The sequence below is a fragment of the Phaeobacter sp. genome, assembly GCF_022825805.1.
In the GTDB taxonomy this organism is placed as follows: Bacteria; Pseudomonadota; Alphaproteobacteria; order Rhodobacterales; family Rhodobacteraceae; genus Phaeobacter.
On the sequence record NZ_JAJDWC010000041.1, the window covers coordinates 1 to 8,095 of the forward strand.

At 58.3% G+C, this 8,095-nt stretch carries 10 protein-coding genes, 1 tRNA gene and 2 pseudogenes; 4 read left to right on the forward strand and 9 right to left on the reverse strand.

The genetic code is table 11. The features are described 5' to 3' along the window. Window positions 1-119: 119 nt before the first annotated feature. The 6 genes from Q0C28_RS04350 to Q0C28_RS04375 form a co-directional block, all read right to left on the reverse strand. Complete coding sequence (locus tag Q0C28_RS04350; RefSeq protein ID WP_293573429.1) at window positions 120-647, reverse strand: recombinase family protein; 528 nt, start codon at window positions 645-647, stop codon at window positions 120-122. Window positions 648-759: 112 nt separating this feature from the next. After that, window positions 760-1,290 carry a hypothetical protein gene (locus tag Q0C28_RS04355; RefSeq protein WP_293573430.1) on the reverse strand — a complete coding sequence of 177 codons (531 nt, stop codon included), beginning with the start codon at window positions 1,288-1,290 and terminating at the stop codon, window positions 760-762. Window positions 1,291-1,394: 104 nt separating this feature from the next. Beyond that, on the reverse strand, window positions 1,395-1,799 hold the full coding sequence (locus Q0C28_RS04360; RefSeq protein WP_293573431.1) for a hypothetical protein: 405 nt from the start codon (window positions 1,797-1,799) through the stop codon (window positions 1,395-1,397). Continuing rightward, the gene (locus Q0C28_RS04365; RefSeq protein WP_293573432.1) at window positions 1,759-2,097 is read right to left on the reverse strand and encodes a hypothetical protein; all 339 of its coding nucleotides are present in this window, start codon (window positions 2,095-2,097) and stop codon (window positions 1,759-1,761) included. The genes Q0C28_RS04360 and Q0C28_RS04365 overlap by 41 nt, the downstream gene beginning before the upstream one ends. A 339-nt stretch (window positions 2,098-2,436) precedes the next feature. Continuing rightward, a tRNA-Ala gene (locus Q0C28_RS04370) sits at window positions 2,437-2,512 on the reverse strand. 160 nt (window positions 2,513-2,672) lie between these two features. Beyond that, window positions 2,673-2,999 carry a TIGR02300 family protein gene (locus Q0C28_RS04375; RefSeq protein ID WP_293573433.1) on the reverse strand — a complete coding sequence of 109 codons (327 nt, stop codon included), beginning with the start codon at window positions 2,997-2,999 and terminating at the stop codon, window positions 2,673-2,675. A 98-nt stretch (window positions 3,000-3,097) separates the two neighbouring features. Here Q0C28_RS04375 and Q0C28_RS04380 point away from each other — a divergent pair, with 98 nt between their 5' ends. After that, entirely contained in the window at window positions 3,098-3,796 is a 699-nt protein-coding gene (locus Q0C28_RS04380; RefSeq protein ID WP_293573434.1) for a SprT family zinc-dependent metalloprotease, read from the forward strand. 164 nt (window positions 3,797-3,960) lie between these two features. Continuing rightward, a complete protein-coding gene (locus tag Q0C28_RS04385; RefSeq protein ID WP_293573435.1) occupies window positions 3,961-4,617 on the forward strand; it encodes a GntR family transcriptional regulator in 657 nt (218 codons plus the stop codon). A gap of 105 nt (window positions 4,618-4,722) precedes the next feature. Here Q0C28_RS04385 and Q0C28_RS04390 read toward each other — a convergent pair whose 3' ends face one another. Next, window positions 4,723-5,685, reverse strand: coding sequence for an acetyl-CoA carboxylase carboxyltransferase subunit alpha (locus Q0C28_RS04390; RefSeq protein WP_293573436.1), 963 nt, complete (start codon window positions 5,683-5,685; stop codon window positions 4,723-4,725). Between the two features lie 120 nt (window positions 5,686-5,805). On the opposite strand from Q0C28_RS04390, the gene Q0C28_RS04395 reads away from it, so the two are divergent. After that, the gene (locus Q0C28_RS04395) at window positions 5,806-6,639 is read left to right on the forward strand and encodes a GyrI-like domain-containing protein (protein ID WP_293573437.1); all 834 of its coding nucleotides are present in this window, start codon (window positions 5,806-5,808) and stop codon (window positions 6,637-6,639) included. A 1-nt stretch (window position 6,640) separates the two neighbouring features. On the opposite strand, the pseudogene Q0C28_RS04400 reads toward Q0C28_RS04395, so the two are convergent. After that, a pseudogene (locus Q0C28_RS04400) lies at window positions 6,641-7,236 on the reverse strand (LysE family translocator). Between the two features lie 73 nt (window positions 7,237-7,309). On the opposite strand from Q0C28_RS04400, the gene Q0C28_RS04405 reads away from it, so the two are divergent. After that, window positions 7,310-7,762: an Lrp/AsnC family transcriptional regulator gene (locus Q0C28_RS04405; RefSeq protein WP_293573438.1), complete on the forward strand. Its 453-nt coding sequence runs from the start codon at window positions 7,310-7,312 to the stop codon at window positions 7,760-7,762. A gap of 192 nt (window positions 7,763-7,954) precedes the next feature. Here the strand turns inward: Q0C28_RS04405 and Q0C28_RS04410 are convergent. Next, window positions 7,955-8,095: pseudogene (locus tag Q0C28_RS04410) on the reverse strand (IS481 family transposase); the annotation flags it as partial.

Sequence of the window (8,095 nt, forward strand, 5' to 3'; positions counted from 1 at the left end):
CGCTTCGACGCGTGCGAACGCAGCAGCCCAAATCTCCAGTCGCCTACGGCTCGTTCCGATTTGGGCTGCTGCGGTACTAACTGAAGCGGACAATTGGCATGTTACCTACACCGGACAATTCAGAATGTTCTCGACAGTTGCTTTGCAATATCAGGCGGTTTGACGCCCTGTGCCTTCAACGCGATGGCTTGTTCAACCTTCTCAGGGGCAACCGGTTTCCGCCCACCATAGCGGCCATCGTCTTGCGCCTTCTTGATCCCTTCGCGTTGACGTTCGAGCATTAAGGACCGTTCATACTCAGCCATCGCCCCAAACATGGTCAACATCATCTTTCCGGCAGGCGACTTAGTATCCAAGTCAGAGCCGCCAAAGTCGAGGATGCGAAGGCCGACGCCCTTATCATCCAGCTCTTCTACGATGTTCAGAAGGTGCTGGGTTGATCGCGCGAGGCGGTCCAGCTTTGTCACCACCAGCGTGTCGCCCTTGCGAACAAACTTCAGCGCCGCATTCAATTCAACGCGCTGGGCGACAGACGACACCTGCTCTTCGAATATCTCTTCGCACCCCAGCTCATGAAGATCACGCTTTTGAGCTTCAAAGCCTGCAACCTGATCAACGGTGCTTGTCCGTGCATATCCTACCAGCATGGCACATCGTCCCTATTTCTCTAAGAGAATACAGGAATTTGTCCCTAAACGCAATAGCAATAGTTTAGGGACGCGTATTCACTGCCGGTCTTCGTGTCCCACAACCCCCGCCCTATAGAGAACCGGGAAGGGTCTGCGCCCGTGCGCTGGGCGGTTGCTTCCAGCCTATGTTGAACGTGTTGTCATTCTTGAACCGCTTAGGCTCTGTGCAGGGCAGCGAGGCCATCAGATGGTCTGCGAACTCCTGCCAGTCCCCAAGGCCCGTATGGCCCTCGTTGAAGGCAGGAGCGACGATACAGGCAGAGGCACCGGCGTTGCCGTTCGCATCGCGGTGATCCCAGATATGTGCGGCGTAGTTCTTTTCGTTGCTGGCGCATTTGAGGCCCAGCCTGTGCCCCAGCGCGTTCAGGCTTGCAGAGCGAAAGCCAGAGCGCACTATGATAGAGCCGAACTCAGATACGATGGGTTCCAGCACATTGGCGCACAGACCACGCTCCATCTCAATAGCCAGTTCAGCGTCATCAGGCATGTTGACGACGCCATACGCAGCGGCGATTTCAGAATGGAGGGATTGGCGGAACGTGAAGTGCTTGGACAGCTTGATGCGCCCGAGCCTTTCCAACTCCCAGAAGGTTGATTTCATATTGGGCCCCAAGTCGAGAGGGTGCAAAGAGCGGTGTTGCTTGTGCAGTTCGATGCGCGCACGCAATCCGTAGCCTTTGCACCCGGGTTCATTTTCGAGCGAGGTCAGTGAAACAGCGCATCTACTGCTGACTGATCAATCTGTCCTGCGAACTCGGCAAGGCGCGCTTTTGGGGCGTCGGGGGCTTGAAAGGACTTCAAATCGCCAACGCTCGTGATGTGACTGGATGCCAAGCCGTCAATGGGTGCGACTGCCAGTTGCCCATTCTGAAGCCTGCCCACGACAAACACATCCCAACTGGAAGGGTTGGAGAACGACTGAAGAATGCAGCCCACAAGATGCTGGTCGTCAACAGCTTTGCGTCTGCATGTCACGGCGGCATATCTGTTGTTGTCAAAGTAAGGTGACCTGCTGCCCTTGAGGTTCATCTCATAGAACGCCTTCAGGGCCGCTAGGGCTTCCTTTGCATCAGATCGAGAGGCCCCCGCTGCAAGTTCCGGTGTGACCACAGCCCAGCCCTTGCTCCTTGCTCGACAGTAGGTGGCCCAAGGCCGATGTGTCGCCGTTCTGGATAACCGCGATGTCCTCCAGCGTGTTGTTTAGCGCCGCTCTCTGCGCCTCGGGATCACCAAGTAGCTCGGTTGCGTTGCGTTCCGCATCAGCCTCGATCTGTGCAAAGTAAGCTTCGGAAAGTGCAGTCAGGTCTTGCTCAGTCGCAGCGACCGGCTCGTGACTATAGGCGGAGCGGATGACTTGGAATGCCGCTTCCAGTTCGTTGCGGAGCGCGAAGTAGGGGGGCCTTGGCATCGGTGAGTTTGCGCACATTAAGTGTCCGCTTGAACTCCTTCTTCACGCTGAGCGGCTGGCCGCGCTTTGTACTGGTCAGCGCATCTCGCCATTTACTCAGCCGTGCACCCGGGTTCACGGCAAGAGCTTTCCAGACCGATGGATCATCCTCAATCAGCGCTGCAATGTCTTGCGGTATGCGCATTCGGACGGCGTAAACACCGCTCGGCTTTCGAACTAGGCCGGGATATGCAGACAAGTCTTCCACACCTCGTGTGTACCACCAATGTGTACCACTCGGGAAGATAAAGCTATTTGATTTCAATGGCCTCCTGCAACATCAAGTACTTAGGAGGTGTTTGGTGGAGCCTAGCGGGATCGAACCGCTGACCTCCTGCATGCCATGCAGGCGCTCTCCCAGCTGAGCTAAGGCCCCAAACCAGATACGCAAACGGTGTGTTTCGTATCGTGTGCCGGTGATTTACGGGACCGGGGCCCGCGCCGCAAGCGGAAAATGCATCTCAATCGGATTTTTTTCCTGTGCCGGAGCGGCGGTTGGAGAGGGTCAGCTGACCCCCTCCAAATCACTGATTCCTTTAGGAATCGTCGTCTTCAGATGCGACGTCTGCGATTTCGTCGAGAGAGACGTTGTCCTCGTCATCATCATCGTCCAGGACATCGTCGCCAAGATCCATATCGACGTCATCTGCATCATCGAGCACCACATCATCGGCATCGACGGTGTCTTTTGCCTTGCGGCTTGCCGCATCCTCTGCGTCGGCCTCGATCATGCGGCTTTTGCCGTTGTTCAGTTCGACCACTTCACCCGTGTAGGGGCTGACGATCGGGTTCTTGTTCAGGTCGTAGAAGCGCTTGCCGGTCGTCGGGCAAACGCGCTTTACGCCCCATTCTTCCTTGGGCATGTGTATCCCCTTGATTATCTGCTGAGTCGGTTCGACGATTCAGTTGCCTTGCCATATGCGCCGGGTGCTGTCAAAGCCTTTGCCGAAAGGGGGCAGCCATGTCTGAGCATCATCTGCCGGGAGATCCCCCGGTTCCGCTGACGCTGCGGCGCTCTGCCAGGGCGCGGCGGATCAGTCTGCGGATTTCGGGGCTGGACGGTCGTGTCACGCTGACGCTGCCTTTGCGGGTGCCGGAAGGAGAGGCCCTGGCGTTTGCGCAGGAGAAGGAAGAGTGGATCCGCGGGCATCTGGCCCAACGTCCGGAGGCGGTGAAGCTGTCATGGGGTGCGACCTTGCCGCTGGATGGGCAGCCGCGCCGCATCATAGCGGGGTCGGGACGGCGCATCCTGTTGGAAGAGGGACGCTTGGTGGTGCCGCAGGGCACAGATGGCACCACACCCGTGGCGCGGATCCGACGCTATGTGCAGGAGTTGGCGCGGGATCGTCTTGCGGCTGCATCGGATCATTATGCGTCTGCGTTGGGCCGAAATTACAGCCGCATCTCGCTGCGCGACACCCGGTCCCGCTGGGGGTCATGTTCGTCTGATGGGGCGTTGATGTATTCCTGGCGGTTGGTGATGGCGCCGCCGGAGGTGCTGCGATACGTGGCTGCGCATGAGGTGGCGCATCTGCAGGAAATGAACCACTCGCAGGCATTTTGGGATTTGGTGCAGCAGCTTTATGGTCACTATGATGGGGCGCGGGGCTGGTTACGCAGCCATGGCAATGATCTGCACCGCTTCCGGTTTGAAAGCTGAGCGCTGCCCAGGTCAGGTTCCGATCATCTTTGGTTTTCGCCAGGTTGGCTTTGGGCCTGCGTTGGGCTTTGGCCTGCGTTAGACACGGTTTTCTGTTTGACACGGTTCTGTGTTTGGTACGGCTTTGTGTTGACGATCTGGTGTTTTGTGATCACAAAGCCTGCATGTCTATGCCTGTCCGTCCCACCGCTGAACCGCCAACAGGCGCTGCCCATGATCGGGTCTATCGCACGCTGCGCACCCGGATCATGCATGGAGAGCTTGCGCCCGGCGCTGCGCTGACCCTGCGAGGGATTGGCAAGGAATTCGATGTTTCCATGACACCTGCGCGCGAAGCTGTGCGCCGACTGGTGGCTGAGGGGGCGTTGTTCCTGTCAACGTCGGGCCGGGTGTCGACACCGGAATTGACCAATGAGCGGATCGAGGAGCTGGCCGCTCTGCGGGCGCTGCTGGAGGTCGAGCTGGCCAGTCGGGCGCTGCCGCGGGCCCATATGGCGTTGATTGATCGCTTGCAGAGCATCAATTCGAATGTGGCTGAAATGATCTCGAAACGCGATGCGGTGGGTTATATTCGCACCAATCTTGAATTTCACCGCACGCTGTATCTGCGGGCGCAGGCCCCCGCGATGCTGGCGATGGCGGAAACCGTCTGGTTGCAGCTGGGGCCGACGATGCGCGCGCTTTATGGGCGGTTGCGCCGCACAGAGCCGCCACAAAACCACCGGCTGATCATTGCGGCGCTGAAAGCCGGGGATGAACCGGGTCTGCGGCTTGCGGTGCGATCGGATGTGACGCAGGGGCTGCGCCTGCTGGCCGGGTGACATCTGACGGAGCGTTCGGGGCAGGGCGGCTCTCTGGTCACCATATAAAATCCCCCGCCAGAGCGTGTCTGACGGGGGATGAATTTAACAGGCCTGACGCGTGGATCAGGCTGCCAGCCCTTTGGAGCCGATTTCGAGGAATTTCTGGCGGCGGTCCTTGATCAACTCGGCGGCGTCCTTGTCACCCAGTTCCTTGAGCATATCCGCCAGTGTGGCCCGCACAGATGTAAACGCCGCGGCCGTATCACGATGCGCGCCCCCAAGCGGTTCTGGGATGATGTGGTCAACCACAGCCAGCTCTTTGAGGTTTTGGGCTGTCAGGCGCAGTGCTTCGGCAGCTTCGCGCATTTTCTCGGCGTCTTTCCACAGGATGGAGGCGCAACCTTCGGGCGAGATAACGGAGTAGATCGAGTGCTCCAGCATGGCGACACGGTTGGCGGTGGCAAATGCAACGGCGCCACCGGATCCGCCTTCGCCGATGATGATGGAGATCAACGGCACACCGATTTTCAGGCACATTTCGGTGGAGCGGGCGATGGCTTCGGATTGGCCGCGTTCCTCGGCACCTTTGCCGGGGTAGGCACCGGCGGTGTCCACCAGTGTCACAACGGGGAGGCCAAAGCGACCGGCCATTTCCATCAGGCGGATGGCTTTGCGGTAGCCTTCGGGACGGGCCATGCCAAAGTTATGCGCGATGCGGGCCTTTGTGTTTGAGCCTTTTTCATGGCCAATCACCATAACGGGCTGGTCATTGAAACGCGCAAGCCCACCCATAACAGCGAGGTCGTCAGCAAAGTTGCGATCCCCGGCCAGCGGCGTGAATTCGGTGAACAACGCGTCAATGTAGTCGCGGCAATGCGGCCGTTCGGGATGCCGGGCCACCTGGCATTTCCGCCATGGTGTCAGATCCTTGTAAAGATCGACCAGCAGCTGCGCGGCCTTGCTGTCGAGCGCGGCGGCCTCTTCGGTGACATCCATCTCTTCATTGGCCCGTGCCAATGCGCGGAGCTCTTCGGCTTTGCCTTCGATTTCGGCAAGCGGTTTTTCAAAGTCCAGGTATTGAGTCATGTCGTCTCACTTGAGCGGTTTGCCTGATATATGACCTTACCGGGCCGTAGATGCAACTCAGCAAGATTTGTGAATAGGGCCTGTGGCATTCAGAGAGCGGCAGAAAAGGACTTGGTTTGAATGGCCCAATCGTATGAAGACCGTATTCTCAGGGTGTTGACCTACATCTACGACAATCCGGCTGGGGATCTTTCGCTGGAAGCTCTGGCGGATGTCGCGGCGATGTCGCGCTTTCACTGGCACCGGGTGTTTCGGGCGCTGACCGGAGAGACCTGCGCGCAGATGGTGCGCCGAATCCGGTTGCATCGGGCGGCGATGGCTTTGGTGCAGTCAGACCAGACGATCGAGCAAATTTCCTGTTCGGTGGGCTATCCCAACATGCGGTCCTTTTCGCGCGCGTTTGCCGAGACTTATGGTGCCACGCCCGGCGCCTTTCGCAAAAGCGGGCGGTATCTGCCTTTGGAACAGCATGTATTGAAGAAAGGACGTCCCATGTATCCCGTTGAAATCCGAAATGAACCCGCCCGCACCCTGGCTGCGGTGGCACATAAAGGGCCCTATGGCGAAATTGGACGCAGTTTCCAGAAGTTCGCAGCCATTTGCGCCTCAAGAGATCTCTGGCCGCAGATGCGCGAAGCTATTGGAGTGTATCTGGATATCCCGGATGAGGTGCCGGACAGCGAATTGCGCAGTTTTGCGGGTGCCTCGACCGATCTGGCGCAGATGCCAGAGGGGCTGGAGGCGGTCGAATTGCCCGCAGGGCGCATGGCAGTGATGACCTATAAGGGGCCATATTCGGGAATTCACGGCGCCTATGGTGATTTGTTCGGTTCCTGGTTGCCGCAGGCCGGGGAAGAGCCTGCGGACCAGCCGTGTTTCGAGATCTATCTCAACGATCCGCAGGTCGTGGCTCCGGAGGAGCTGCTGACGGAAATCTGCCTGCCGCTGAAATAGTTTACTGCTGCAGCAGGATGGCAACGAGCGAGGCCATCAGGACCGCGGCCATCGTGTAGTTGAAGGCGCGCAATTGTGCGGGCTTGGTCAGCAGCCGGCGCAATTGTTGGCCAAGCACCGTCCAAGTCGAAGCCGACAGGCAGCCGACACAGAGATAGGTGCCTGACACCCATGCAATCGCGCTCAGATCGCGGCTGGCAGCATAAAGCGTGATGGCCCCAAGCGCCAGGCCCAGGCCTTGGGGTTCACCCATTGAAACGCACAGGCCTGCAGGAAGCTCAGCGGTGTGGCGTCTGCCTCTCCCTCTGCGGGTGGTGCGGCATTGGCCACTTTCCACGCGAGCCAGGTCATATAGATCACTGATGCGACGGTCATCACGGTGGTCAAAGGGGGAAAGCGATCAAACAGCTGCATGACCCCCAGGCCAACAGGCAGGATCATCAGAGGAAATCCGATAGCGACGCCCGCCAAATGGGGCAGGGTGCGGCGGAAGCCGAAGTTGGCACCAGAGGCCATCAACATGAGGTTGTTGGGCCCAGGGGTGAAAACGGTGCCAAACACAAAAGCGACGAGCGCGAGGAATAGTTCGTAAGTCATGACGCGGAGAATGACGCGCCGAATGAGGAATGAAATTGCGTTTTTGTGCAAGATGCCGCTATTTGTGCAATCAATGATGAAAATGGATCGAATAAACCAGCAGATATTGCAGGAGCTGAGCCGAGATGGGCGTATCAGCAACCTCGATCTGGCTGAACGCGTGGGGCTGTCGCCTTCGGCCTGTTTGCGCCGGGTGCAGGAACTGGAGCGCCGCGGCGTCATCACCGGCTATCGTGCGGTGCTGGATCGTCAGGCGATGGGGTTGGGGTTTGTCACCTATATCGGCGTCGGACTGGGCGAGCACACCAAAGAGGCGCAGCAGGCTTTTGAACGGGCCATGGCCGAGGCGCCGGAGGTGGTGGAGTGCCACAATATCACTGGCACCATCGAGTATTTCCTGCGGGTCGAATGTGCGGATCTGCCGAGCTACAAGCGGTTTCACACCGACATTCTGGGCACCTCGCCCTATGTCACGGCGATCACGACCTATGTGGTGATGGGCTCTCCCAAGGATCAACGCAGCTGAGCGCTACTGGACTTTGATCTGGATTTTGATCTGGCCTTTGATTTTGAGTATTTGGAGAAAGATGACGGCGCAATCTCAGCGCCCGGTCATCATGTGTGTCAGAAGATGTTGCAGGGCCAGCGGGGGCGACGCCAGTACGGGTATAGCTGCTGTCACCAACGGTCTTAGGTAGCAAATGCACCAAATGATTGACTAGCTGTGGAGCCTCAATAGGTTGTTCCGATTTAATCGTAACCGGCTGATTGGTGGTTTTGATTTTAGGGCCGCGTGTGGTCTGTGCCAATTGTAGAGATGTGTCCAGACGGGCAGATCGGCGGCGCGGTCGTCTGAGGT